Raw genomic sequence first — 24,670 nt, 5'->3', positions numbered from 1 at the left:
CATGACCTATTCGACCATCGCCGATTTGTCCGGCTTGCCATTCGCGCGCGTCGTGCGCCGCGACGCCGACGGGGCGCTCGTCCCCGTCGACTCAGAGACGGCCGACAGTCGCGCCTATCGCGATTGGCTCGCCGCTGGCCATGCGCCGACGCCGCTCCCTGCGCCGACGCTCGCCGCGCTCAAAGCCGCCAAGTTCGCCGCTCTCGCCGATCGCCGCTGGCGCGCCGAGACGGCGGGCGTCACGGTCGGCGGCCTCTCCATCCCGAGCGACGCGGCGACGCAGTCCAAGCTCACCGCGGCCGTTGTGGCCGGCGTGCTGGACAATAATTACGCGGTGACCTGGAAGCTGGCGAACGGCACATTCCAGCTGCTTGACCATGCGACGCTGATCGCCGTGGCGCAGGCCGTGCGCGCCCATGTGCAAGGCTGCTTCGACCACGAAGCGACGCTTACCGCGGCGATCACCGCGGCGGCCGATGCTGCGGCGCTGGCGGCGATCGACATAGAGACGGGCTGGCCGGCGTAGCGGGAGACAGCTGTCTCCGGCTGAATTTTGGCGGGATTTCACGGATGTTGAGCAGGATGAAAAGGCGCGTCAAGCGTCTTTGAAAAGGTCTTTTACGGCGCTCGGAGGAGACGAATTTGCCCGGCTCTCAATTCCTGCATGGCGTCGAGACGGTCGAGATCGCCTCCGCCAATCAGTCGGTGACGGTCAATAAAATGGCCGTCGCCGGCATCATCGGCACGGCCCCTCTCGCCGACGTCGCAGCCTTCCCGCTCGACACGCCCGTGCTGCTCACCTCCGCGCCGCAGAAAGCGGCGCTGCTCGGCGAGACCGGCACGCTGCTGCCCGCCGTGCGCGACTTCTACGCCGAGGGCGGCGGCGCCTGCGTCGTCGTGCGCGTGGACACGGCCACGACGGTCGACGCGCAGATGACCAAGGTCATCGGCTCGCTCACCGCGCGCACCGGCGCCTATGCGCTGCTCTCCGCGCGTTCTCACGTGGGCGTGCAGCCGCGCACGCTGATCGCGCCCGGCTTCACGTCGACGCGGCCGAGCGGCGCCTCCAACCCCGTGGTGGCGGCGCTGCTCGCCGTCGCGGGCAAGCTGCGGGGGCGCGTCTACGCCTCCACGCCCTCGACCTCGAGCGACGAGGCGCTCGCCTGGCGCGAGGATTGGTCGAGCGCGCGGCTGACGCCGATCTATCCCAATGTGCTGGCCTGGGATCCGGTCTCCTCGGCCTTTGTGACGCGGCCGGCGGAAGCAGTCTTCGCAGGCCTGACCGCGCGCGTGCATCGCGAAAACGGTTTCTGGTTCTCGCCGTCGAACTTCGTGCTGCAGTCGATCGGCGGCGTCTCGACGCCCGTCGACTGGGCGAGCGGCGATCCCGACTGCCTCGCCAACATCCTCAACGAGAACCGCATCGCCACCATCATCAATATGGGCCAGGCGAGCGCGGGCCAGTATGGCGGCTGGCGGCGCTGGGGCAATCGCACCACGGCCGACGACGCCAATTGGGTGTTCGAGGTCGTCCGCACGACCGAGGACGCCGTCTATGAGGCGCTCGACGAGGCGACGCTGTGGGCGGTCGACAAGCCGCCGAGCGTGCAGCTGCTGCTCGACATGACGGAGCGCGCCAACGCCTTCTTCAAGTTTGGCAAGAACGAGGGTTTTCTCGTCGGCGGCCGATGCTGGCTCGACCCGGAGGACAATCCGCCCGCGCAGATGCGCAATGGCGTCTACACCTGGCGCATCGACCCCGAGGCGCCCGCGCCGATGGAGCACATCGTCTACAAGGCGCAGCGCAATGCGGACTACTACAGCGATCTGCTGACGAGCCTCTCGTCGATGATCGCCCAGCAGACGGCGGCGTGAGGAGGATAGGATGCAGCTCGATTATATCCTCCAGGCGTTCACGGTCTTCGCGGACGGCTATGGCAAGGCGGGCAGCGGCGAGAAGTGCAGCCTGCCGAAGGTCAAGAAAAAGACCGAGGAACATCGCGGCGGCGGAATGCTGGCCCCGCGTCGTATCGCGCTCGGCTATGAGGCTTTCGATTTCGAGGCCGATCTCGCCTCTTTCGATCCGCAGGTGCTGGCGCTCGTCGGCCTCTACACGGGCGCGAAGGGCGTGGCTTTCGGCGTCCGTGGCTACCTCGACGGCGACCGGAACGCCGAGCATACGGCGATCTTGCAGATGCGCGGCGAGGTCATCGAATGCGACCCCGGCGCATGGGACGCCGGCAAGAAGGCGATGCTGAAATTCAAGACCGCGCTCGACGCCCTGAAGCTGACCATCGACGGCTCGGTCATCTGGGATATCGACATAGAGGCCGGCGTCTACAGCGTCGGCGGAAGCGATCCTTACGCCCGTGTGCGCGCAGCGCTGGGCTACTGACGGGAGAAATAGACATGGTCGACGGCGCACAAGAGTTTCAAACCAAACTGATGCAGGCCGCGCAGGGGGCGACCGCGACGACGGCGGCGGCCGTGGATGCTGCGACGGCGGCGGCCGCTCCGGCGAATGCGATCGCGCCGATCGTCGATTTCGACGCGGGCGGCAATTGGGGCGGCGAGACGATCGTTCTCGATCATCCCTTCAAGCTGAAGGGCGTGACCTATTCGGCGGTCACGATGCGCATCCCCACGGGGCTCGACATCACGCGCTTCTATGCGGCCTCGCCGCGGCCGACCATGGTGGACTTCGCCATCAGCCTGACGTCGGTCGACGGCGCGCCGATCGACAGACTCGTATTCGGCGCGATGCATGGGGTGGACGCCGGCACGCTGGTCACGAAGTCGATCGATTTTTTCGGGCAAGCCCGCTGAGCCTCGAAGAGGTTCTCGACGATATCGGGCTTTGCTTCCACTATTCGCGGGCCGAAGTTCTCGGCCTGCCTATCCCCTCGATCGTTCGGCTGCATAAGCGCGCGATAGAGCACCTGAAGCGGCTCTACGCGACCGTGAGGCTCTCATGAGCATGACCGTCGAGATGATCCTGCGCCTGATCGATCAGGCGACGGGGCCGATCCGCGGCGTGGAGAGCGAGCTGGAGCGGCTGCAAAAGACCGCCGCGGCGATCGACAAGCAGCGCACGACGGGCGGCGGCGTGAAGGCCAGCGTCTGGTTCGAGCAGCAGGAGGCGATACGCAAGGCCCGCGAGGAGGCCGAGCGCTACGAGCAGACGATGCGCAAGATCAATGCGGCGCAATCGGCGGCGATGACGGCCGCCGCAGCGCGCGGCCTCGAGCGGGCGTCGACGGCCACATTCCGGGCCGGCCTGCGCGAGGGCGTCGCCGGCGAGCACTCCGAGGTGAGCCTCGAGGCGCAGGGCAACAGCCTCGCCCAGATCGAGGATATCCAGCGCAAATCGGCCGAGCTGTCGCGGCGCTTCCGGGCCTTCTCGCAGACGCAGGTCGAGACCATGCTGGGCGACGCCCAGACGTTCGTGGGTTCGCTCGACCATGCGACCGGCCTCATGCCCGATCTGTTGCGGCTCCGCTCTATCCAGCAGGGCATGCATGGGCACAGCGACGACAAGGAGTTCAGCTACCTCGTCAAAGCGCTCGAGCAGGGCGGCGTCGCCAGCGATCCGGAGAAGGCGCGCCTGCGCCTCGATACTTTCGCACGCTGGATGGAGGTCTATCGCGACACTTTCCACGTCAACGACATCAACGAATTCTATCGGGGCCTCAAAGGGCCGATCGCGCGCTCGCTCGACGAGGACTTTCTGCGCGGAGCCGGCGGGCATTTCATCCAGGAAATGGGCGGCCACGCGGTCGGCAATGCGTTGACGCAGATGGCCATGCAGATCGAGGCGGGCCGCGCGCAGCCGCGCGCGCTCGCGGCGCTGAAGGAAATTGGCCTCCTCGACATGAACAAGGCGATCGAGGGCGGTCCTTTCGGGGTGAAGGCCGCGGAGCCCGGCGCGATCAAGGGCGGCAGCCTGTTCATGCACAGGCCCGATCTCTGGGTCTGGAATATTCTGGGTCCGGCGCTCGACAAGCTCTCCGCCGAGAAGCGGGAGGAGGTCGAGTCGGCGCTGTTCTCGGACCAGACGGCGCGCAACATCGCGGACAAGCTGCTGCATCAGCGCGGCGTGATCGAGAAGGATTTCGGCTTCAACAAGCGCGCGCCGGGGCTTTCGGCCGCGGAGCTTTGGCAGCGCAAGGACCCGGCGTTGGCGGCGACTGGCGTGAGGTCGCAATTCGACAATCTCCTGCGCGACGCAGCGAAGCCCTTCATGCCGGCCGCCGCTGGCGTCATGAATTGGTTTTCCGAGCTGGAGAGCCGCCTCGGAGCCATCGCCGAGAAGCATCCCGCCGCGACGGCCGCCGGCGGCATTGGCGCGATTTTCGCCGGCTGGACGGCCGCAGCGGCGCTGGCGCGGCGCGGGCTGATCAAGGCGGGCGAGGCCTGGGGCGAAGGCGTGGCGCGCGCCGCGGGCGAAGGCGGCGCGGCGGCCGTCGCCGGCGGCGGACTGCTCAAAGGCCTGGTGCGCGGCGGCCTCGCGGGCCTCTTGCTCGGCGCGCTGTGGGATCAGCGCGATCGGTTGGGCGCCGCTATCGCCGGCAAGACGGTCGAGCATTATCGCGACGAGGTCGACGCGATCCATTCGGCTTTTCATCGCCAGCCGGGCGAAGCAGCGGCGAGCGTTTTCGAGCGCATGCGGCGCATGCCGACAGGCACGGCGCTGCCTTTCTTCGCGCAGCCGACTCCGGCTCCGGCGGCGTTGCAACCGATCGGGCCGCCGACGCCGATCCCCACATTTGCGGCCTTGCAGGGCGTGCCCGGCGCGCCGCAGCAGCCTGCGTCGACGGCCGCGCCGGCTCCGCATGTCGATATGAGCCAGATCGAGGACGCCGTGCGCAAGGCGGAGGAGGCCGGGCAGCAGATCAAGCAGTCGCTGGAAGTCAAAGCCGAGGCGCATGTCGACTCCTCGTCCGTCGACGCGCTGCTCGCCAAGCTGCGCGAGGCGGTGGGTCTCATCGGGCAGATCAATCGTGGCGGCAGCGCGCGCGGCCACGGCCTCAATGACGGCGCGGAGGCGCATTGATGCTTATGGGCTGGGGGCCGCATCGGTTCGAGGTCGGCGGCGCCGCCTTCGAGGAGCTGCGCCGGCGCGTCGAGGCGCGATGGGAGAAGCATGCGATCATCGGGCGGCGGCCAGCCGGTCAATATCTCGGTCCTGGCGAGGATATCGTCGCGCTGCGCGGCACGATCTATCCCGTCGCGCAGGGCGGCGCGCTGGAGAGCGTGGTGCGGGCGCTGCTGGCCGATTGCCGCTCCGGCAAGACCTACACGCTGCTGGCCCTCTCCGGCGACGTGCCGGGGCCTTACCGGCTCGAGCGCGCCGAGGCGGTGGAGAGCTTTCACCTGCCCGGCGGGCGGCCGCAGAAAGTCACCTATGACCTGGAGTTCCACGCGCATGACGATGGCGCGGGGCAAATCTGGAGCCTTTGGCCGTGAGGTTCTACGTCACACAGCAGGGCGACATGGTCGACGCCATCGGCAAGCGCGCCTATGGCGACGAGCACGCCGGCGCGGCAGAGGCAATCCTCGCGGCAAACAGGGGGCTCGCGGACTATGGGCCGCTGCTGCCGGCCAATCTGACCATCAGTCTCCCCGATCTCACGCGGCCGACGCCGCAAATCGCCTCTGTGGATCTGTGGTCATGACGCCGAAGGTCGAAATCTCGCTCAATGGCCAGCCGGTCGCGCTGATCGGCAAGCGAGCGCTCACGGGGCAGATCGTCGAGAGCGACGGCGAGCGGGCGGACACGCTGCATATGTCGCTCTCCAATTATGACGGGCGGATCAAAAAGCCGGAGACCGGCCAGAAGGTGGTGGTGAGCGTCGGCTGGGTGGAAACCGGGACGGTGAAGGTCGGGGAATTCGTCGTCACCGAGGTGACAAAGACCGGGCCACGGGCGGAGCTGCATTTGACGGGCGATTCCGCCGACCTCAAAAAGACTTTGAAAGGCCAGAAAACGCGGTCCTGGAAGGCCCCGAAGACGCTCGGCGACGTGCTGCGGCAGGTCGCGTCGGACAATAAGCTCCAGGCGGCGCTCCACCAATCGCTGGCGGCGATCAAGATCGAGAAGATCATCGCCCAGACAGGCGAGTCCGACATGCATCTCGTCATGCGGCTGGCGCGAGCCTATGGGGCGCTAGCGAAATTCCAGGACGGGCGGCTGCTGTTCCTGCCCAAAGGCCAGGGCCAGACGGCATCGGGCGCCGCGGCGGCCGGAGTGACCATCACGCCCAATGACTGCGAGGGCTTCACCTTCACGACGCGCGACAGGCCGAAACGGGACAAGGCCAAGGCTGTCCACTACGACCGCAAGAAGGCCAAGCGTAACGAGATGACGAGCGACGCAGGCCAATCCGGAGACGGCGCGCCGGACTACACGCATCCGCATGTCTTCGGCACACAAACCGAGGCCAAGCACCACGCCAATGCCCGCAAGGGCAAGTTCGACCGCGACGGCCGGCCGTTTCACGTCACTTTCCGATCCGGCCTGGTCGGCGTCGCGCCGGGCGGCGTGCTCACGACCATGGGCTTTCACGACGACGACGATCGGGCGTGGACGGTCACCAGCAGGATTTTCGGCTGGGGGCCGCAGGGGCTCGTCGTGAGGGCGGCCTGCGAGCCGAAGGAGGAGTGACGAAGGGCAGCGGGGCCGGGTCGCCCCGGACGCGGGAGAGGCCGGGAAGCTACACCCGCGCAGCGCGATCGAACGATAACGCTCCCCGCCGAGAGGCAGGGTGGCAGCATCGGAATTAAAAGATGGTGGAGATTTCGGAATTTCGGGCAGTTGCGCCGGTTCGGCCGGCTTCCGGCTATATCGGCGGCAAGAAGCAGCTCGCCCCGCGCCTCTGCGAGATGATCGAGGCGACGCCTCATTCTATCTATGCCGAAGCGTTTGTGGGCATGGGCGGCGTGTTTCTGCGCCGTCGACTCGCGCCTCGGGTGGAGGCGATCAACGATCGGGACAAGGACGTCGCGACCTTTTTCCGTATCCTGCAGCGCCACTATCAGGCGTTCATGGAGATGCTGAAATGGCAGCTGACCAGCCGGGCGGAGTTCGAGCGGCTCGCCGCAGTCGAGCCGGAGACGCTCACCGATCTCGAACGGGCGGCGCGTTTCCTCTATCTGCAGAAGCTGAGCTTCGGCGGGAAGGTCGCGAGCCGGTCATTCGGCATCAATACCCAGCAGTCCGCTCGCTTCGATGTGACCAAGCTCGGCCTGGCGCTGGAGGCGATCCACAGCCGACTCGCCGGCGTCACGATCGAATGCCTCGATTGGCGGCTGTTTCTGGACCGTTGGGACCGGCCAGGGACGCTCTTCTATCTGGACCCGCCTTATTACGGGACCGAGCGCTACTACCGCGCGTCCTTCCCACGGGAGGATCACGAGGCTTTGGCGAGGGCTTTAAGGGCGCTGAAAGGCCGCTTCATCCTGACCATAAACGACTGCGCGGAAACGCGCGCGATCTACGGCGGCTTTCAGGCGGAATCGGCAGAGCTGACCTATACGGCGGCAGGCGGCGATCGGAGCATCAAGGCCGCGCGAGAGCTGATCGTCCGAGGGCCGATGCGGTGAGAGCGGCCTGTGCCAACCGATCTGTCGCCGAGTGCCATCCGATTTGGCGCGCTACAGCTCGACTTCCCGCACGCGCTTTTCGCCCGTCGAGACGCGTGATCCCCTTAGTGTCCCGGGCCCGATGGACTTGCCGTCCCGCCCTCGGCCCCTGCCCGGCGAACCGCCGGTGTTGACTTCTCTCGTCGGTCGGCATGAATCGGCCCAATTGGTCATCCATTCGACCGTCACGGAGTCGAGAGGAATTGTCGAAAGCGGCGTGAAACGCTGAAGGCCATGCTCCAATCGGTCCCCGCCCGCGCCGCCCGCGCGCTCATTCTCCTCTATCGCCTCAGCCTCTCGGCGCTGATCGGGCGCGATTGTCGTTATCTGCCGAGCTGCTCCGAATATGCCGATGAGGCGATCCGCCGTCACGGCCTCTGGGCCGGCGGCTGGATCGGTTTCGCGCGCGTCTGCCGCTGCCGGCCAGGCGGCGGCGACGGATATGATCCGGTTCCGCGAACGACTCCGGCGACAGCGCATCCGCTCGCGCCCTGGCGCTATGGCGCTTGGCGGCGGCCGCCCGTCTGCGAGGCCGTCGAGCCAGACGATCAGGAGCGCGCCATCAGCTCCACCGCCAAGCCGTAGATGCGAAGGCGGATCGGCTCGGGCAGCGCCCGCAGCGCCTCGAGATAGGTCTGGCCGAGCGCGCAAGTCTTCTTGTCGTCGAAGGGCGGTTCTGGCGTCTTGCCGTCGAGCAGCGAGTCGATCTCCGGCTTGCGCAGGCCGCGCGAGGCCAGAGCCTTTTCCAAGGCGCGAAAATCCTCCTCGCTCGGCGCCGAGCGCTCGAGCTGCTTGGCCTGGCCGCTGGCGATCGCCTCTAGGCCGACCACCGCCATTTCCGCGACGAGCGCGCGCCGCCGCGCGGCGAAACTGTGGAAATCCTGATCGACGCCGCCGTAGAGAAACGCCGCGCAGAGCTTTTTGTTCTCGGCCGATATGGCGCGCAGAACATCGAGCTGCAGATCGAAGACGCGGGCGAGGACGATGGGCTCCGCCTTGGCGGCGAGCACGCCGCGCGCCTGACGCAGACGCCGCACGGACTCGGCGAGATAGAAGTCGACGCTCGTCGTCTCCACGTCGCCGACCCGCCGCTCGGCGACGAAAGCGTCGATGGCCGCCGCGTAATCGGCCGGAAAGGCCTGGCGCAGACGCTCGAAAAACGCGCGATATTCCTCCGCGGCGGCGATCGCCTGCTCGATGCGGGCGCGCGTCGACATGCGCGGGTCGACGGGCGCCGGCGCGGCTTCGGCGAGCGGCGCCTCTTGCGCCGGCTCGGCGATCTTCCTGCCGGGCCCGAACGCCATCATCGCCAGTCCCAGGCCGAGACAGATCGCGACGAACGCGCCGGTCGCCAGAGCGAGCAGCCTTTCCAAAAACATGGTCGGTCTCTCGATATGCCCGCCCGACGGGGAATGAAGCCTTCGAACGCATCTACGAATGGATCGCTTTTTTAACTCAATCCCGCTGACGCACAAAGGCCGACGCTCACTTGCGCGCGCGCCCGTCTCGCCTCGCCGCGCGCGCGAGGCGCAGCGCGCGCTCCTGCTCGGCGCGATGGGCGACGAGCAGGGCGATGTGGCGCGAGAGATCATAGGTCCAATGGCCGGCGCGGGCGCGCTCGGCCCGCAGCGCCCGCTCGAGCTCCTTCAGCACGGCGGCGGCGGCCTCCGGCGTCTCGGCGATGATCGTGGCGCACGGCAGCCGATGGAAAGAGCGCAGGAAATCGTCGCGGCGATAGGCGCTGGCGGACTGGCGCAGCGCGATCTGCAGGCTTTCCCGCGCGGCGGCGCGCAAATGGTCCGGGGTCGCGAGGCGGTCTCGGGTCGGTGATGTCTGGCTCGGCATGGCGGTCCTCCCGCGCCCGAGCATCGACGACGAAAGGGAGCCGGGGATAAGTTTTTTGTCCGTTGTATAGGATTAAATTCATGATAACGTCGGCAGTGTCTCGGCCGTGGGCCGCGACGCCCGCAAAGGCGAGAGACGATGCGCCGCCGACGAAACGCCCCATTCCACTCTTCCGCGCTCTGCGTCGCCGCCGCGGCGGCGGCCTGCCGCGTCACTCCCGACGAGTTGCGCGCGCCGAGCCGCGGGCGCGCGCGTGTCGCCGACGCTCGCCATCTCGCGGTCTATCTCGATCATGTCGCATTCGGCGCGAGCCTCTCGGCCTGCGGCCGCGCGATCGCGCGTGACCGGACGAGCGTCCGCCACGCCTGCGCGCGCATAGAGGATCGCCGCGACGACGTCGCTTTCGACCGCGCGGTCGCCGCGCTCGAGAAAGCGCTCTGCGCGCAGAAGCGGCTGCTCGAAGCGCTCGCCCTTTCCTTCACCCTCTATCCGACCGGAGATGATTCATGAGCATGAGCCAGCGGCACATCGACGAGGACAATGCGCGCGCGCTTCGGCGCCTGTTGGAGGCGATGAGCGAGCCCGGCGCCGAGGCCATGCCGGATCGGCTCGGCGGCGGCTCGATCATCGTCGCCGCGCCACGCAAGGGCGTCACCGTCGCGCGCGCGCGTCTTCCCGAGAAAATCGCGGAAACGGCCGCCGCGCAAGGGCTGGCGCGATGGGAGGGCGCCGGCGAAACGCGACGTCTGCGTCTGACGGAAGAGGGCCGCGCTCATCTGAGGCGCCGCGCCGCGCCCGCGCAGGCCGACCCGTTTCGCGCCCAGCACAATATTCTCGCGCGACGCGTCGTGGACGAGGGCGCGAGCCCGACGCTCGTCAATGAAGGCGAGAGCCCGCTCGCCTGGCTCGCGCGCCGCAAGAATCGCGACGGCCGCCCGTTTCTCGCGCCGGAGCAGATCGAAGCCGGCGAGCGCTTTCGTCGCGATGTGACGCAGGCCAATATTCTCCAGCGCGTCACCGCCGATTGGGAGGCCGCGCTCGGCTCCACGCGCGGTGGCGGCGCGGGCGCCAATATCGCCGATGTGGCGATCGACGCGCGCCGGCGCCTCGCCCGCGCCTTCGACGCCGTGGGGCCGGAGCTCGGCGGATTGCTCACCGACGTCTGCGGTTATTTGAAGGGCCTAGAGCTCGTCGAGAGCGAGCGCGGCTGGCCGCAGCGCTCGGCCAAAGTGGTGCTCAAAATCGCGCTGGAGCGCCTCGCGCTGCACTATGGATTGGCGAGCGAAGCGCAGGGGCCGGAGCGCGCGCGGCATCTGCTGCATTGGGGAACAGAGGATTATCGTCCTAGATTGTCCTGAGGCGGACGGCCACCCTCGGTTGACAGAGCCGCGCTTTGGGCGCATGTATCGCGTCATATTGCAATGCAATATGACGCATCGCTCGGGCGGTGCGGTCGTCACTCTATCGGGGAGTCGCCATGATGAAATTCATCATCTCTCGTCGTTCCCCGGGCCGCGCCTAGAGAGTTCAGGCAGTGAGCCCGGTTCTGAAATTCCGGGCTGCTCTCTCGCGCGCGTCTCACGGCCGATCCTGTCGGCTCTGACGGCCTTCTCACGAAAGACATTCCGGAACGAGCCGCGACAAGGCCCTCGGCCTGCGTCGCTTTCCGTCCATTCACGCAATAAAGGGATCGGGACGCTTCCGCGTCCCGTGCGATCCATGTCCGCCTATTTGACCACGCTGCGCTTTGCGCTCCGCTATTGGCTTCTCTCGCCGCGTCTGCTGGCGGTGATGCTCGTCGCCCGCCTCGCCTCCAATGTCGTCGACGTCTTCGTTCCCCTGGCCTCGGGCCGACTCGCCGACGTCGTCGCCGGCGAGAGCCGCGAGCTCGCTCCCGCGCTCGCCGCTCTCGCTGTGTTTCTCGGCACGGTGCTGCTGTTTCATTGCCTGCGCAATTTCGTCGCCTTCTCCGTGTGCCACGTCGCCGCCTATGGCATGGCGGCGCTGGTGCGCGACGCCTTTGCGCGCGTGCAGCGATTCTCCGCCGATTGGCACGCCAACGCCTTCGCCGGCGCGACGGTGCGCAAGATCACGCGCGGCGTCTGGGCCTTCGACTCGCTGACCGACACGCTCATCTTCGGCATGCTGCCGGCGGCGACGGTCATCGTCGCGATCACCGGCCTTCTGTCCTGGCGCTGGCCGATGCTCGGCCTCGTCGTCGCCATCGGCATAGCGCTGTTTCTGGCGATGGGAATCGGCTTGTCGCTCGGCTGGATCAGCCCCGCCGCGCAGATCTCGCAGGCGCTCGACTCCACGGTGAGCGCGCGGCTCGCCGATTCGATCACCGGCAATCAGATCGTCAAAGGCTTCGCGGCCGAAGCGCGCGAGGATGCGAGCTTTACCGCGCTCGTCGCCGAATGGACGAAACGCACGCTCGTCTCCTGGTATCGCGGCGCGACGGTCGGACTATTGCAGGCGATCGTGATGATCGCCATGCAAACCGTGCTGCTCGGCTGTGGGCTGATGCTGTGGTCACAGGGCGGCATGACGACGGGCGACGTGGTGAGCCTCATCGGCATACAGGGCCTCATCAACGGCTATTTGCGCGACATTGGCGAGCACGTGCGCAATCTGCAGCGCGCCGTCAACGAGATGGAGGATGTCGTCGAATTCGCCGCGCAGCAGCCGGACGTCGTCGACGCGCCGGGCGCGACGGCGCTCGTCGTGACGCGCGGCGAGATCGTCTTCGAGAATGTGAGCTTCGGCTATCCGAACACGCGCAAGCCGCTCTACGAGAATTTCTCTCTGACGATCCGGCCGGGCGAGCGCGTCGGTCTCGTCGGCGCCTCGGGCGCCGGCAAGACGACCTTCGTCAAGCTGCTGCAGCGCCAGTTCGATCTCGACGCCGGCCGCATTCTCATCGACGGGCGCGACATCGCCACGGCGACGCAGGCCTCGCTGCGACAGGCGATCGGCATCGTCGCGCAGGAGCCGATCCTGTTCCACCGGCCGCTCGGCGAGAACATCGCCTATGGCCGGCCGGGGGCGGCGCGGTACGAGATCGCGGAAGCGGCGCGCCTCGCCCATGCCGACATATTCATCGAGCGTCTGACCGACGCCTATGAAACCTTGGTCGGCGAGCGCGGCGTGAAGCTCTCGGGCGGCGAGCGCCAGCGCGTGGCGATCGCCCGCGCGATTCTCGCGGCGACGCCCATATTGGTGCTGGACGAAGCGACCTCGTCGCTCGACTCTGTGTCCGAATTTCATATTCGGGCGGCGATCGAGCAATTGTCGGCGGGACGCACGACGATCGTCGTCGCGCATCGCCTGTCGACGGTGAGGAGGCTCGACCGCATATTGGTGTTCGACCACGGCCGCATCGTCGAGGACGGCGCGCATGACGAGCTGCTGCGCCTGAAGGGCGGCGTCTATCGCCGGCTGTTCGAGACGCAGGTCGGCGAGGGCGACACGCTGGAGGAGACGATCGAACAGGCGGGGTGATACGGCGCCGACGAAAAGGCGCGTCATCGCGAGCCGGGTGAAGCGATCCTGGAGCCGCCTCACGACTCTGAATCGCTTCGCTCCGCTCGCGATGACGGCCGCCTGATCAAACGCACAGAATCGGCGTCGCATATCGATCGAAAGCGCGGTCGTGCGTCGCAATGGTCAAGTCCCGGTGACGCGCCTGGGCGATGATCATGCGGTCGAAAGGATCGCCGTGATGTGGTGGAAGGCGCGCCGCCACGACGGCGTCCTCCGCGTCGATCGAGAGAAGCTCGCAGCGGAGAGCGGCCACCGCCTCCAAGAAGTCGATGTTTCCAGGCAGTCGGCCGGAGGCCGATTTGATCTCGAATTCCCAGACGGAGGCGACGCTGACGAAGAGTGCGGGCTGTTTGGCGATCGTTTCGACAGCCTCGGGCGGAAGTCGCGGCTCGCCGAGCATCCACCAGAGGACGACATGGGTGTCGAGGATCAAAGAGCGTCCTTTTCGGCCGGCGCGCCGAAAGACGCTTCTATATCTGCGTCCATCTGCTTCCACTCGTCCCAACCGGGCCAGGCCGCCCGCCCTGCCCACGCGCCGATGAGCGCCTTGCGGTCGAATTCGGCCGGCGCAGGCTCGACCGCGACGATTTTGACGAGCGGCTTGCCGGATTTGGCGATGACGACCTCCTCGCCTCGCAAAGCCGCGTCGATCAGCTTCGAAAGGTTGGTCTTGGCCGCATGGATGTTGGTGATGGACATGGCGCGCAATTTAACGCCCGAGCGACGCGTTGTCTAGCTAGCTTAGCTAACAGCGCGCCGAGAGAGTGAAGAACTCGTCATCGCGAGCGGAAGGCGAAGCGATCCGAGGCCGACCAGCGGCTCCCGATCGCTTCGCGGCGGCGTGGCCTCACGCCTCCTTCACATCCGGCGGCGTCGCCTCGGCGGCGAGCGCGGCCAGCGCGTCGGCAAGGCTCGCGGAGCTCTGCGCCTGCGAGCCCAGACGGCGGATCGAGACCGTGCGCTCGGCCGCCTCCTTCTTGCCGACGACGAGAAGAACGGGAACTTTGGCCAGCGAATGCTCGCGGACCTTATAGGTGATCTTCTCATTGCGCAGATCGAGATCGACCGCGAGGCCGAGCTTGCGCGCCTCCGCCGCCACCTCATAGGCATAGTCGTCGGCGTCCTGCGTGATGGTGCAGACGGTGATCTGCAGCGGCGAGAGCCATAGCGGCAGATGACCGGCGTAATGCTCGATCAATATGCCGGTGAAACGCTCGAGCGAGCCGAACATGGCGCGGTGGATCATCACCGGCGTCTTCTTCTCGCTGTCCGCGCCGATGTAGAAGGCGCCGAAACGCCCCGGCATGTTGAAATCGACCTGCGTCGTTCCGCATTGCCATTCGCGGCCGATGGCGTCGCGCAAAGTATATTCGAGCTTCGGCCCATAGAAGGCGCCCTCGCCCGGATTGACGCCGGTCTTGAGGCCGCGCGCGGAAAGCTCCTCGAGCACCTTGTGGAGCGCCGCCTCGGCCTTGTCCCAGGCTTCATCGGAGCCGACGCGCTTCTCCGGCCGCGTGGAGAGCTTCACCACCACATCGTCGAAGCCGAAGTCGCGGTAGATCGTCAGGATGAGGTCGTTGATCTTCAACGCCTCCTCCATGATCTGATCCTCGTTGCAGAAGATATGCGCATCGTCCTGCGTGAAGGCGCGCACGCGCATCATGCCATGCAGCGCGCCCGACGGCTCATAGCGATGCACAATGCCGAATTCGGCGATCTTCACCGGCAGGTCGCGATAGGACTTCAGCCCGTTCTTGAAAATCTGCACATGTCCGGGGCAGTTCATCGGCTTCAGCGCGAAAACGCGCTCGTCCTCGGTCTTGGTGAGGAACATGTTCTCGTGATAGGTCTGCCAATGGCCCGACGTTTCCCACAAAGCACGGTCGAGCACCTGCGGCGTGTTCACCTCGCGATAGCCCGCGGCCTTCTGGCGCCGGCGCATATAAGAGACGAGGCTCTGGAACAGCGCCCAGCCCTTCTCGTGCCAGAAGATCGTGCCCGGCCCTTCCTCCTGGAAATGAAACAGGTCCATCTCGCGGCCGAGACGGCGATGGTCGCGCCGCTCGGCCTCCTCGAGCCGATGCAGATAGGCGTCGAGGTCTTCCTGTTTCGCGAAGGCGGTGCCGTAGATGCGCGAGAGCATCGGGTTGTTGTGATCGCCGCGCCAATAGGCGCCCGCCACCTTCATCAGCTTGAAGGCGGTTCCGACCTTGCCGATCGACGGCAAATGCGGGCCACGGCACAGGTCGAGCCAATGGCCCTGGCGATAGATTTTCAGATCCTCGCCGCCGGGAATGCTCTCGATCAGCTCGCGCTTGAAGGCCTCGCCCTTCGCCGTGAAATAGGTCTTGGCCTGATCGCGGCTCCAGACTTCCTTGGTGATGGCGGCGTCGCGCGCGACGATCTCGCGCATCTTCTTCTCGATCGCCGGCAGATCGTCGGGCGTGAAAGGCTCGGACCGATAGAAATCGTAATAGAAGCCGTTCTCGATCACCGGGCCGATGGTGACCTGCGTGCCGGGAAACAGCTCCTGCACCGCTTCCGCCAGAAGATGCGCGCAATCATGGCGGATCAGCTCCAGCGCGCGCGGGTCTTCGCGGCCGACGAACTCGATTTTCGCGTCGCGGTCGATCGTGTCGACGAGGTCGCGCAGCTCTCCATCGAGAGCCATGGCGACGGTTCGCTTGGCGAGGGAAGGGGAAATGCTCTTGGCGATATCGAGGCCGGAGACGCCGGGCTCGAATTGACGGGACGCCCCGTCGGGGAAGGTTACGGCGATCATATGCTCTCCTCATGCGCCCACTCGCCGATACAAGTCGGCGTAAGTCGCGTTCGGCCCGAATTTGGGCCGGGGCTTTGATAAGGCAAGCAAGTCGCGCTTGGCAATCGCCGGCGTAGCGCGCGCCGCATAAGCGCTTCCACCTCCCCCGCTACGCTACCGCATGCCAGCGCTTCCAGGTCTGAGCCGTCGGTGAGCTGGGCCGAAAGCCGACTCGGCCTCGATCGAGGAGAGAGGCAGAATCACGCATCCTCTCGATGACTTTCGACATGATTCCGCCTGTCCCGAGCCGATCCTGCGCCAATGGAAGCGCAGCTCGGCGCTTCACTCCTGCGGAGCGCGGGCGGTGATCGCCAGGGCGTGAACGCGGCCGGCCAGCTCCTCGGCGAGCAGCGTATTGACGATCCTATGCCGCTCCACCAATCTCTTGCCGGCGAAAGCCTCGCTCACGACTTCGATACGAAAATGGCTTTCGCCATCTTGATGATGGCCGCCATGGCCGGCGTGCTTGTCCGACTCGTCGATCACCTTCAAGGTGAGCGGAGCGAGCCCCTCGGTCAGTTTCGAACGGATGCGGGCCTGGACGGCGCCGATATTGCCTTGTGCGGCCATAATGGAATCCTCCTCGTCCCCGCGACCCAAGCAAAATTCCCGCCGAATGAAATTGGCGTCGGGTTCCGCTTGCAGCCTGCGGCCAGTCTACCATAATGCAGCGCCATGGATTTGAATTCGCCCCTCTTCGATCGTATCCGCGTGAAGCCCGAACAGAGGCAGGAGCGCCGCGAGACCCGTTTTCGCTGCGACGCCCCCGGCTGCGAGGCGGAGGGGGCCCATCGCGCGCCCATGGGCCGGCTGCGCGAGGGGCAATATTTCTGCTTCTGCCTGGAGCACGTGCGGGAATACAATAATTCTTACAACTACTTCAATGGCATGAGCGACGAAGACGTCGCCCGCTATCTGAAGGACGCCACCACCGGCCATCGCCCCACCTGGTCGATGGGCGTGAAGCGCGGGCAGGCCGCGTTTCGCGAGGATCCGCTGCGGGCCGAGAATTTGGCCGATCCGCTCGGCCTCTACCGCCAGAAGGCGCACCGCGGACGGCCGCAGGCGGAGGCCGCCCCGCGCTATTCGACGGTGACGATCAAGGCGCTGAACGCGCTCGGCCTCGACGAGAGCGCCGGTGCGGAAGCGATCAAGACGCGCTATAAGGAGCTCGTCAAACGTCACCATCCGGACGCCAATGGCGGAGATCGCTCCTGCGAGGAAAGACTGCGGGAGATCATCCACGCGTATAAGACACTGCGGGCGGCCAAGCTCGTTTGACGAAGAGTCCTGGCCGGCTGCGAGCGTCGCGAGCGCGCGCCGGCGAAACGGAGGATCAATGTTACTCGCAAGCGACAAAGCCGCGGGGGCCGCGCCTCTGCCGGACCTCAAAGTCTCCGTGCGCCAGCTGTTCGGCATCGATTCCGATCTCGAGGTTCCCGCCTATTCCCAGCCGGACGAGCACGTCCCGGACAGGGATCCCGATTATCTCTTCGATCGCGAGACGACGCTCGCCATTCTCGCCGGCTTCGCCCGCAACCGCCGCGTAATGGTGACGGGCTATCACGGCACCGGCAAATCGACCCATATCGAGCAGGTCGCCGCCCGCCTCAACTGGCCCTGCGTGCGCGTCAATCTCGACAGCCATGTCTCGCGCATCGATCTCGTCGGCAAGGACGCGATCGTGCTGAAGGACGGCAAGCAGGTGACCGAATTCCGCGACGGCATTCTGCCCTGGGCGCTTCAGCACAATATCGCGCTGTGCTTCGACGAATATGACGCCGGCCGCCCGGATGTGATGTTCGTCATTCAGCGCGTGCTGGAGGTCTCCGGCCGGCTGACGCTGCTGGACCAGAATCGCGTCATCCGCCCGCATCCGGCCTTCCGCCTCTTCGCCACCGCCAATACGGTCGGCCTCGGCGACACGTCCGGGCTCTATCACGGCACGCAGCAGATCAATCAGGGCCAGATGGACCGCTGGTCGATCGTCGCGACGCTGAATTATCTGCCGCATGACGCCGAGACCAATATCGTGCTCGCCAAGGTGAAGAGCTTCAATACGACCAAGGAAGGCCGCGACTCCATCAACAAAATGGTGCGCGTCGCCGATCTCTCGCGCAACGCCTTCATGTCCGGCGACCTCTCGACGGTGATGAGCCCGCGCACGGTCATCACCTGGGCCGAGAATGCAGAGATTTTCGGCGATGTCGGCTTCGCCTTCCGGCTCACCTTCCTGAACAAATGCGACGAGCTCGAGCGTCCGCTCGTCGCCGAGTTCTACCAGCGCTGCTTCGGCAAGGAATTGCCCGAGAGCGCGGTGAATGTGGTGATGTCCTGAGCGGCGCTTTTCCGTCATTGCGAGGAGCGTAGCGACGAAGCGATCCAGGTCCGCCCCACGGACCTGGATCGCTTCGCTTCCTCGCAATGACGAAAAAAGCATCGCGCCTGATCGCGGTCAACGCTTCTTCCCATCCCGCGCCAGCAAATCCGGCCGTCGCGCGCGCGTCAGCTCGAGCGCGCGCTCATGGCGCCAGCGTGCGATCTTGGCGTGATCCCCGCAGAGCAGAATGTCGGGAATGGCGCGGCCCTCGAAATCGCGCGGCCGCGTATATTGCGGATATTCGAGCAGGCCGGACTCGAAGCTCTCCTCCTCGCCGGAGGAGGCCTCTCCCATTATGCCCGGCAATAGCCGCACACAGGCGTCGACGAACGCCATCGCAGCGATCTCTCCGCCCGAGAGCACATAATCGCCGATCGAGACTTCCTCCAGCGCACGCGCCGCGATGATGCGCTCGTCCACGCCTTCGAAACGCCCGCAAAGGATAATCGCGCCCTCGCCTTCGACCAGCGCGCGCACGCGGCTCTGCGTCAGCGGCGCGCCGCGCGGGCTCATCAACAGACGCGGTCGCGTGTCGCCTTCCGGCGCGGCTGCGTCGATCGCCGCGGCGAGCACATCCGCGCGCATCACCATGCCGGGACCGCCGCCGGCCGGCGTGTCGTCGACGGCGCGATGACGGCCGAGGCCGTGCTCGCGAATATTGCGCGCCTCCAGCGACCAGAGGCCGCGCGCAAGCCCGTCGCCAGCGAGCGACAGGCCCAGCGGGCCGGGGAACATTTCCGGGAAGAGAGTGAGGATCGTCGCGCGCCACATGCGGCGGGTTATGGCATGAGGGCGCGGGGCGGGAAAGGCGGAGCGCTTTCGCCCGCGATCATTGCCGGTTAGGCTTTCGTTCACGACAAAGATTCTGACCGCTAAAGTCGCATTGGCGCTATTCACCCGTCGACGGGATTTTCAAAATGACTTGCTTGCAGATCGTCGTCCGCGGAAAGCTCTGGAAATATCCCGGCAAGGGCGGCTGGTGCTTCGTCTCGCTGAACGAGGAAGATTCGCGCGCGTTGAAAGAGGAGAAGCGGATCGACCGCACCGGCTATGGCTATGTGCCGATCACCGCGACGCTCGGCTCGAGCGTCTGGGCGACGACATTGTTCCCGTCGAAAGAGGGCCCCTATCTCCTGGCGATCAAGGCGGATGTGCGCGCGAAGGAGCGTATCGGCGTCGGCGACGACGTCGTCGTCGATTGTCGCGTCGCGCTTTCGAAACGAGAGCTAGACATCTTCCCCTGAGGGGGAATCTCCCTCGATTTCGAGCGGCGGCTCCGCCACGACGCGCCCTCCCGCCACATCGACGATGGGAACCACCGCCTTGGTGAAAGGCAGGAGAAACGTCTCGCCGCCAGCCGGCGGCCGCACCTCCAACAAATCGCCCGCGCCGAAATTGCGGACGGCGATCACAACGCCGAGCGTCTCGCCGGCGCGCGTCTCGGCGCGCAGGCCTTCGAGATCGGCGAGATAGAATTCGTCTTCCTCCGGCTGCGGCAGCGCCGCGCGCGGAAGATAGAGCTCGACGCCCGTCAGCGCCGCCGCCGCCTCGCGGTCGCGCACGCCCTCGAGCCTGGCGACGAACATGTCCTTGCCCAGAGGCCGCAGCGAAGCGATGACGAAACGGCGCGCGCCGCTCGCATCGAACAAGGGACCGTATGTGGAGATCGCCGAAGGATCGGCGGTGAAGCTCTGCAGGCGGATTTCGCCGCGCACGCCATGTGCGGCGCCGAGCCGGCCGAGGAGAACGGCGTTTTTCATGCGGCGCAGAAAGCGAGCCTGAAGGCTCGCGGTCCAAGACACGCAGAGGACCGCGAGCCTTCAGGCTCGCATCGCCGGACGAGCGAAGCGCTCCAGAGGCCGACGCGCGGCCCCCGATCGCTTCGCTTCGCTCGCAAGGACGGCGTCATCAGGCCGAGGCGGCCTCGGCGGCGGCGGCCGCAGCGGCGGCGCGCTCCTGCGCCTTCTTCTTCGGCTGAGCCTTCTGCGGATTATTATGCGCCTCGCGCTTGCCGACGCCGACGCTCTCGAGCAGACGGGCGACGCGATCGGTCGCCTGCGCGCCCTTGGCGATCCACTCCTTCGCCTTCTCGGCGTCGAGCACGAGGCGGTCGGCGGCGTCCTTCGGCTTCAGCGGATCGAACGTGCCGAGACGCTCGATGAAGCGGCCGTCGCGGGGCGAGCGCGAATCGGCGACGACGACGCGATAGAAGGGACGCTTCTTGGCGCCGCCGCGGGAGAGTCTGATCTTCAGGGACATTTCATTTTCCTTTTTCGCGAGTGGTCGGATGCGAGCAGCGAGCGGCGTCGTTCACGACGCGCCGCTCATTGCGCGCTGTTTCATTTCTTCTTCCCGAACGGATTCAATCCGCTCAGGAAACCTCCGCCGCCGCCGAGGCCCGGAAGCGTCGGCTTGGCGGAGAATGCGGAAGCCGGCGGCGCAGCGGGAATGCTGGGGCCGGCGCCGGGCGGCAGGCCGCCGCCCATTTTCTTCTGCAATTGCGCGAGCTGCTCGGGCGAAGGCGCTTGCATCCCGCCCATGCCCATCATCTGCGCGGCCTTGGCCATCATGCCGCCGCCCTTGCCGCCGCCCATGGCTTTCATCATGTCGGCCATCTGGCGGTGCTGCTTCAGCAGCTTGTTGATGTCCTCCACCTTCGCGCCGGAGCCCGCCGATATGCGGCGCTTGCGCGAGGCTTTGAGAATGTCGGGATTGCGCCGCTCCTTGGGCGTCATCGACAGAATGATCGCGCGCTGGCGCTTGAACATCTTGTCGTCGATGTTGGCGGAGGCGATCTGCTCCTTCATCTTGGCGACGCCGGGGAGCAGCCCCATTATGCCGCCGAAGCCGCCGACCTTCTCCATCATGGCGAGCTGATCGGCCAAATCCTGCAGATCGAACTTGCCTTTCGCCATGCGCTCGGCGGCGCGGGCGGCCTGCTCCTGATCGACCGCGGCGGCGGCTTTCTCCACCAGCGCGACAATGTCGCCCATGCCGAGAATGCGATTGGCGATGCGCTGCGGCGAGAATTCGTCGAGCGCATCCATCTTCTCGCCGGTGGCGATCAGCTTGATCGGCTTGCCGGTGACGGCGCGCATGGAGAGCGCCGCGCCGCCGCGGCCATCGCCGTCGACGCGCGTCAGCACAATGCCGGTCAACCCGACGCGATCGTCGAAATTCTTGGCGAGATTGACCGCGTCCTGACCGGTCAGCGCATCGACGACGAGCAATATCTCATGCGGCTTGGAGACGGCCTTGATCTGCGCCATCTCCTCCATCAGCGGCTCGTCTATGTGGGTGCGGCCCGCCGTGTCGAGCATCACCACATCATAGCCTTCGCGCCGGGCCGTCTCCTCGGCGCGCTTGGCGATCTTCACCGGATCTTGGCCAGGGACGATCGACAGAGTGTCGACCTCCACCTGCCGGCCGAGAATGGCGAGCTGCTCCTGCGCGGCCGGGCGCTTGACGTCCAGCGAGGCCATCAGCACGCGCTTGCCGTGGCGCTCTTTCAGGCGCTTGGCGATCTTGGCGGCGGTCGTCGTCTTGCCGGCGCCCTGCAGGCCGACCAGCATGATGGCGACGGGCGGAGCGGCCTCGAGATCGATCGGCTGCGCGGTGGAGCCGAGCGTCTCGACCATGACGTCATTGACGATCTTGACGACCATCTGGCCGGGCGAGACCGACTTCACCACATTGGCGCCGACGGCCTTCGCCTGCACGCTGTCGGTGAATGTGCGCACGACATCGAGCGCGACATCCGCCTCGAGCAGAGCGCGGCGCACCTCGCGCAGAGCCTCGGCGACATCGGCCTCCGAAAGGGCGCCGCGCCGCGTGAGCTTGTCGAATATGCCGGAGAGCTTGTCGGAAAGGCCCTCGAACATGCGGTTCTCCTGCGCTAGGAGTGGACGTCACTCCAAAGCAAATCGCGCCCGGGGGCGCTTTGCGCTGCCGGACGTTGGCCCTACGCCTCTGGGGCGAATGGGCGGGTCAATCGGTCATCTCTGACGAGATTGGCGCGTTTTTAGGCGCTGGCGGCGGGGAAGTCAACGCGGAGCGCGGAGGCTCCTCGCCCCGCGACGTCTTGGCCGGGCTTGTCCCGGCCAGGACGGCGGCAGCGTCTCGCAGGATAGGACTATCATCCTCCCACGCCGAAGCGCCCGGCGCCTCGCGGCGGCGGGGGAGGAAGGGCGGTTCGGGACGCTCCGGCCCCTTTCGGCCGCAGCGCGAAGAGATATTCATCGGTTCCGGAGCGTCCCGAAACGCGGCTTCGCCTTCTCGTCGACGTCCCGAGGCGATTTCGGACCCGCGAATCCTGGGTTTTCACATTCAAGACCCGATCGCTTCCGAATGCCTGGGCTCACGGAACGGCTCTCGCTCTCCCTATGGACGGGAGAGAAACGCCGGTCCGGCGACGCGCCGCCTGTCCAGGGACGGGGGTCGCCGTCCCGGATGGAGCCGGCCCCCGCCCGCGTTCCCTGACCCGAGAAACGCGCCCTTGCGTCAGCGGGAGCGAGGGGGATATAGGAATATTTTCAGGATATGTCAAGGGACCAACGAACTTCTGACCCCTCGGACCCTGGGAACGCCGCGATGTCGGCGAACCCCTCTATCGGGTCAATACCTCCAGGCTCCGCTCAACGATGGGTATTCGGCGCGAACAGATAAAGACAGCTATACAGGAATGGTATCCTCGGGTGACGCCTTCCTTCGGCGACGACGTTTCGCAGGACGAGATAGCTGTAATGCTGGTAGCTCGATGGGGCGTACAACGACTCTCTGGAACGCCCGGACTGCCGGAATATCATGGCGCAGAATAAGAGACAGGAGGTTCAGGAGGTCTGGGCCTATCTGTCTGTCATCGAGTGTAGGGCTGCTTTCCCCGTAATAGGCGTCGACGCTGTGTCCGATACCCACACCATAAAGCTCAACTTCGCCCAGCGACCTTATCCAAACAGCGCTTGATTGGAGGTGGCCGGACAGGAAGGCCGGGGGGTTCACCGACATAGTTGAATCGTCGACGGGAGCGCCATCGCTCAAAGCAACGAGAATTTTACGTTCGGCATGACGGCGCTGCAAACGGGAATAGGCCCATAAGAGGGCTTCGCCATCGATGTTTTCTTTTATAAGGCCCTCCCTAATCATGGCCGAGAAGTTGATGTCTGCTTCCTGAAACGTCTCGTCGAAGCTCTTGTATACAATATGGCGGAGATCATTCAGGCGGCCAGGAAGGGCGGGCCTGCCGTCAGAGATCCACATTTCCCTCGACTGACCGCCCTTCCAAGCCTTAGTGGTGAATCCCAAGATCTCGTTGCTGACGCCAGCACTCGACATGATCGAGGATGCGATCGACGTCCATGCGGCAACGTCTTCAATCTTTTTTCCGCGCAAGCTTCCTGAATTGTCAATCAGGATAGACATCGAAACGTCCTGCTTGTTTGCGACGTCAGCTATCTCGGCGGTTCCGCTCTGAATCGCGTCGTCAAATTCCTGGGACTTTGCACGAATGGTTTGAAGGAGAGTTTGGTGCAGACGAAGACTTTCGTCAGATGACATCAGCTGGCGGGGGCTGATCACCTCGTCAAATTTCGTTGTGTACACGTAGTACGGCTGTTTCTGCGCACGCTTGAGGGCGCTTGCTGAGGCTTTTTCGACCCGCACCACGGGGATCGCAAGCGGATTCTCGACAATGGCGGACTGCGGAGCTGCGACCTCAGCCGGAGGAGGAGGAGGAGGAGGAGGTGGTGGTGGTGGTGGTGGTGGTGACGGCACGGCTTGGACCGGTTGGAGCTTGCTTTGAGTTGCAGCGTCAATCTCGGCGCGCAACTCGACCATCGTCTGCTTGATGGTTTTTGCGAGTGTCGCGATCTGTTCGCGTATGATCGGATGGTCGAGCGGAGGAAATCTCAGTTCACGCCAGTCCGACCAGTTTCGCTCCCGTAGAACCGTTGCCATGTCGTCTGGATGCTTGGCCGCCTCGTCCATTTCGTCGGCTGAGACGTAGTAGATCGGCAAAATCAGGCGAGGAAGGCCAAGCGCGCGCTCGCGAAGTAGAAACGCCTCGAACTCTTCACGGCACATATGGCTACGAAAATAGCTCGGCGTCATGATCGGGATCAGGAAGGTGATGCTGTCGATAGCCCCCTTGATTCGTTCCCTCCACTGCTCACCCCAATTTATGTCATTGCGGTCCTGAAAGATCGGAAAGGGACGGCCGGTCTGCATGCGGACTTCGCCTGCGAGGCGCATTCTCAGATCTGATATGCGGCCAAGGTCATGCGCGTCATCATCTCGGACATAACTCAAGAAGGCGAGTGGATCTCTGTTCTGCATGAAGGCGACTCGATTTCGAAATTCGATCGCCACAACATATGCGAGAATGAGCGATCGTCACATTTCCCTCAAGGAGCCTTTTCGACGCAATTCAAGCAGCGCTTGGCGGG

At 65.6% G+C, this 24,670-nt stretch carries 27 protein-coding genes; 16 read left to right on the top strand and 11 right to left on the bottom strand.

Features of this window, described 5'->3' with window-relative positions; translation table 11 throughout:
- Nucleotide 1 precedes the first annotated feature (1 nt).
- From IY145_RS10670 to yidD, 10 genes are all read left to right on the top strand, one after another.
- Entirely contained in the window at nt 2-526 is a 525-nt protein-coding gene (locus IY145_RS10670) for a DUF4376 domain-containing protein (RefSeq protein WP_196408193.1), read from the top strand.
- Between the two features lie 116 nt (nt 527-642).
- Nucleotides 643-1,875: a phage tail sheath subtilisin-like domain-containing protein gene (locus IY145_RS10665; RefSeq protein WP_196408192.1), complete on the top strand. Its 1,233-nt coding sequence runs from the start codon at nt 643-645 to the stop codon at nt 1,873-1,875.
- A 10-nt stretch (nt 1,876-1,885) separates the two neighbouring features.
- Entirely contained in the window at nt 1,886-2,395 is a 510-nt protein-coding gene (locus IY145_RS10660) for a phage major tail tube protein (protein WP_196408191.1), read from the top strand.
- Between the two features lie 14 nt (nt 2,396-2,409).
- Nucleotides 2,410-2,826 (top strand): phage tail assembly protein, encoded by a 417-nt coding sequence (locus IY145_RS10655; protein ID WP_196408190.1) that lies wholly within the window; start codon nt 2,410-2,412, stop codon nt 2,824-2,826.
- A 145-nt stretch (nt 2,827-2,971) separates the two neighbouring features.
- On the top strand, nt 2,972-5,053 hold the full coding sequence (locus IY145_RS10650) for a hypothetical protein (RefSeq protein WP_196408189.1): 2,082 nt from the start codon (nt 2,972-2,974) through the stop codon (nt 5,051-5,053).
- Nucleotides 5,053-5,466, top strand: a complete 414-nt coding sequence (locus tag IY145_RS10645) for a phage tail protein (RefSeq protein ID WP_196408188.1) — start codon at nt 5,053-5,055, stop codon at nt 5,464-5,466. The genes IY145_RS10650 and IY145_RS10645 overlap by 1 nt, the downstream gene beginning before the upstream one ends.
- Nucleotides 5,463-5,675: a tail protein X gene (locus tag IY145_RS10640; protein WP_312030577.1), complete on the top strand. Its 213-nt coding sequence runs from the start codon at nt 5,463-5,465 to the stop codon at nt 5,673-5,675. The genes IY145_RS10645 and IY145_RS10640 overlap by 4 nt, the downstream gene beginning before the upstream one ends.
- The gene (locus IY145_RS10635; protein ID WP_196408187.1) at nt 5,672-6,664 is read left to right on the top strand and encodes a phage late control D family protein; all 993 of its coding nucleotides are present in this window, start codon (nt 5,672-5,674) and stop codon (nt 6,662-6,664) included. Before IY145_RS10640 ends, IY145_RS10635 begins: the two co-directional genes overlap by 4 nt.
- 122 nt (nt 6,665-6,786) lie before the next feature.
- Nucleotides 6,787-7,602: a DNA adenine methylase gene (locus IY145_RS10630; RefSeq protein ID WP_196408186.1), complete on the top strand. Its 816-nt coding sequence runs from the start codon at nt 6,787-6,789 to the stop codon at nt 7,600-7,602.
- A gap of 273 nt (nt 7,603-7,875) precedes the next feature.
- Nucleotides 7,876-8,226 carry a membrane protein insertion efficiency factor YidD gene (gene yidD / locus IY145_RS10625; RefSeq protein WP_196408185.1) on the top strand — a complete coding sequence of 117 codons (351 nt, stop codon included), beginning with the start codon at nt 7,876-7,878 and terminating at the stop codon, nt 8,224-8,226.
- Here the strand turns inward: yidD and IY145_RS10620 are convergent.
- Entirely contained in the window at nt 8,190-9,020 is an 831-nt protein-coding gene (locus IY145_RS10620) for a hypothetical protein (protein ID WP_196408184.1), read from the bottom strand. The genes yidD and IY145_RS10620 overlap by 37 nt on opposite strands.
- A 106-nt stretch (nt 9,021-9,126) precedes the next feature.
- Nucleotides 9,127-9,486, bottom strand: a complete 360-nt coding sequence (locus IY145_RS10615; RefSeq protein ID WP_196408183.1) for a hypothetical protein — start codon at nt 9,484-9,486, stop codon at nt 9,127-9,129.
- A 138-nt stretch (nt 9,487-9,624) separates the two neighbouring features.
- On the opposite strand from IY145_RS10615, the gene IY145_RS10610 reads away from it, so the two are divergent.
- The 3 genes from IY145_RS10610 to IY145_RS10600 all read left to right on the top strand — a co-directional run bounded on the left by IY145_RS10610 (nt 9,625) and on the right by IY145_RS10600 (nt 12,987).
- A complete protein-coding gene (locus IY145_RS10610; RefSeq protein WP_196408182.1) occupies nt 9,625-9,996 on the top strand; it encodes a helix-turn-helix domain-containing protein in 372 nt (123 codons plus the stop codon).
- Nucleotides 9,993-10,844 carry a DUF6456 domain-containing protein gene (locus tag IY145_RS10605; protein ID WP_196408181.1) on the top strand — a complete coding sequence of 284 codons (852 nt, stop codon included), beginning with the start codon at nt 9,993-9,995 and terminating at the stop codon, nt 10,842-10,844. The genes IY145_RS10610 and IY145_RS10605 overlap by 4 nt, the downstream gene beginning before the upstream one ends.
- Before the next feature lie 361 nt (nt 10,845-11,205).
- Complete coding sequence (locus IY145_RS10600) at nt 11,206-12,987, top strand: ABC transporter ATP-binding protein (RefSeq protein WP_196408180.1); 1,782 nt, start codon at nt 11,206-11,208, stop codon at nt 12,985-12,987.
- Nucleotides 12,988-13,093: 106 nt separating this feature from the next.
- Here IY145_RS10600 and IY145_RS10595 read toward each other — a convergent pair whose 3' ends face one another.
- The 4 genes from IY145_RS10595 to IY145_RS10580 all read right to left on the bottom strand — a co-directional run bounded on the left by IY145_RS10595 (nt 13,094) and on the right by IY145_RS10580 (nt 16,420).
- Nucleotides 13,094-13,462: a type II toxin-antitoxin system VapC family toxin gene (locus IY145_RS10595; RefSeq protein ID WP_196408179.1), complete on the bottom strand. Its 369-nt coding sequence runs from the start codon at nt 13,460-13,462 to the stop codon at nt 13,094-13,096.
- Nucleotides 13,459-13,728, bottom strand: a complete 270-nt coding sequence (locus tag IY145_RS10590) for a type II toxin-antitoxin system Phd/YefM family antitoxin (RefSeq protein ID WP_196408178.1) — start codon at nt 13,726-13,728, stop codon at nt 13,459-13,461. Before IY145_RS10590 ends, IY145_RS10595 begins: the two co-directional genes overlap by 4 nt.
- A 148-nt stretch (nt 13,729-13,876) precedes the next feature.
- Complete coding sequence (gene thrS, locus IY145_RS10585; protein ID WP_196408177.1) at nt 13,877-15,811, bottom strand: threonine--tRNA ligase; 1,935 nt, start codon at nt 15,809-15,811, stop codon at nt 13,877-13,879.
- A 321-nt stretch (nt 15,812-16,132) separates the two neighbouring features.
- A complete protein-coding gene (locus IY145_RS10580; RefSeq protein WP_196408176.1) occupies nt 16,133-16,420 on the bottom strand; it encodes a BolA family protein in 288 nt (95 codons plus the stop codon).
- A gap of 105 nt (nt 16,421-16,525) precedes the next feature.
- Here IY145_RS10580 and IY145_RS10575 point away from each other — a divergent pair, with 105 nt between their 5' ends.
- Complete coding sequence (locus tag IY145_RS10575; protein WP_196408175.1) at nt 16,526-17,131, top strand: J domain-containing protein; 606 nt, start codon at nt 16,526-16,528, stop codon at nt 17,129-17,131.
- 58 nt (nt 17,132-17,189) lie between these two features.
- Nucleotides 17,190-18,188: a cobaltochelatase subunit CobS gene (cobS, locus tag IY145_RS10570; protein ID WP_196408174.1), complete on the top strand. Its 999-nt coding sequence runs from the start codon at nt 17,190-17,192 to the stop codon at nt 18,186-18,188.
- 117 nt (nt 18,189-18,305) lie between these two features.
- Here cobS and trmD read toward each other — a convergent pair whose 3' ends face one another.
- On the bottom strand, nt 18,306-19,001 hold the full coding sequence (trmD, locus tag IY145_RS10565) for a tRNA (guanosine(37)-N1)-methyltransferase TrmD (protein WP_196410495.1): 696 nt from the start codon (nt 18,999-19,001) through the stop codon (nt 18,306-18,308).
- A gap of 146 nt (nt 19,002-19,147) precedes the next feature.
- Here trmD and IY145_RS10560 point away from each other — a divergent pair, with 146 nt between their 5' ends.
- The gene (locus tag IY145_RS10560; RefSeq protein ID WP_196408173.1) at nt 19,148-19,474 is read left to right on the top strand and encodes a DUF1905 domain-containing protein; all 327 of its coding nucleotides are present in this window, start codon (nt 19,148-19,150) and stop codon (nt 19,472-19,474) included.
- Here the strand turns inward: IY145_RS10560 and rimM are convergent.
- The 4 genes from rimM to IY145_RS10540 form a co-directional block, all read right to left on the bottom strand.
- Nucleotides 19,457-19,990 carry a ribosome maturation factor RimM gene (gene rimM / locus IY145_RS10555; RefSeq protein ID WP_196410494.1) on the bottom strand — a complete coding sequence of 178 codons (534 nt, stop codon included), beginning with the start codon at nt 19,988-19,990 and terminating at the stop codon, nt 19,457-19,459. The genes IY145_RS10560 and rimM overlap by 18 nt on opposite strands.
- A 148-nt stretch (nt 19,991-20,138) precedes the next feature.
- Nucleotides 20,139-20,489 (bottom strand): 30S ribosomal protein S16, encoded by a 351-nt coding sequence (gene rpsP / locus IY145_RS10550; protein WP_064031855.1) that lies wholly within the window; start codon nt 20,487-20,489, stop codon nt 20,139-20,141.
- Between the two features lie 80 nt (nt 20,490-20,569).
- Entirely contained in the window at nt 20,570-22,111 is a 1,542-nt protein-coding gene (ffh, locus tag IY145_RS10545; RefSeq protein WP_196408172.1) for a signal recognition particle protein, read from the bottom strand.
- A 790-nt stretch (nt 22,112-22,901) separates the two neighbouring features.
- Nucleotides 22,902-24,560 carry a cobaltochelatase CobT-related protein gene (locus tag IY145_RS10540; RefSeq protein ID WP_196408171.1) on the bottom strand — a complete coding sequence of 553 codons (1,659 nt, stop codon included), beginning with the start codon at nt 24,558-24,560 and terminating at the stop codon, nt 22,902-22,904.
- Between the last annotated feature and the right edge of the window lie 110 nt (nt 24,561-24,670).

It is taken from the genome of Methylosinus sp. H3A (assembly GCF_015709455.1).
Taxonomy (GTDB): domain Bacteria; phylum Pseudomonadota; class Alphaproteobacteria; order Rhizobiales; family Beijerinckiaceae; genus Methylosinus.
This window is presented reverse-complemented; position numbering and strand designations above follow the sequence as displayed.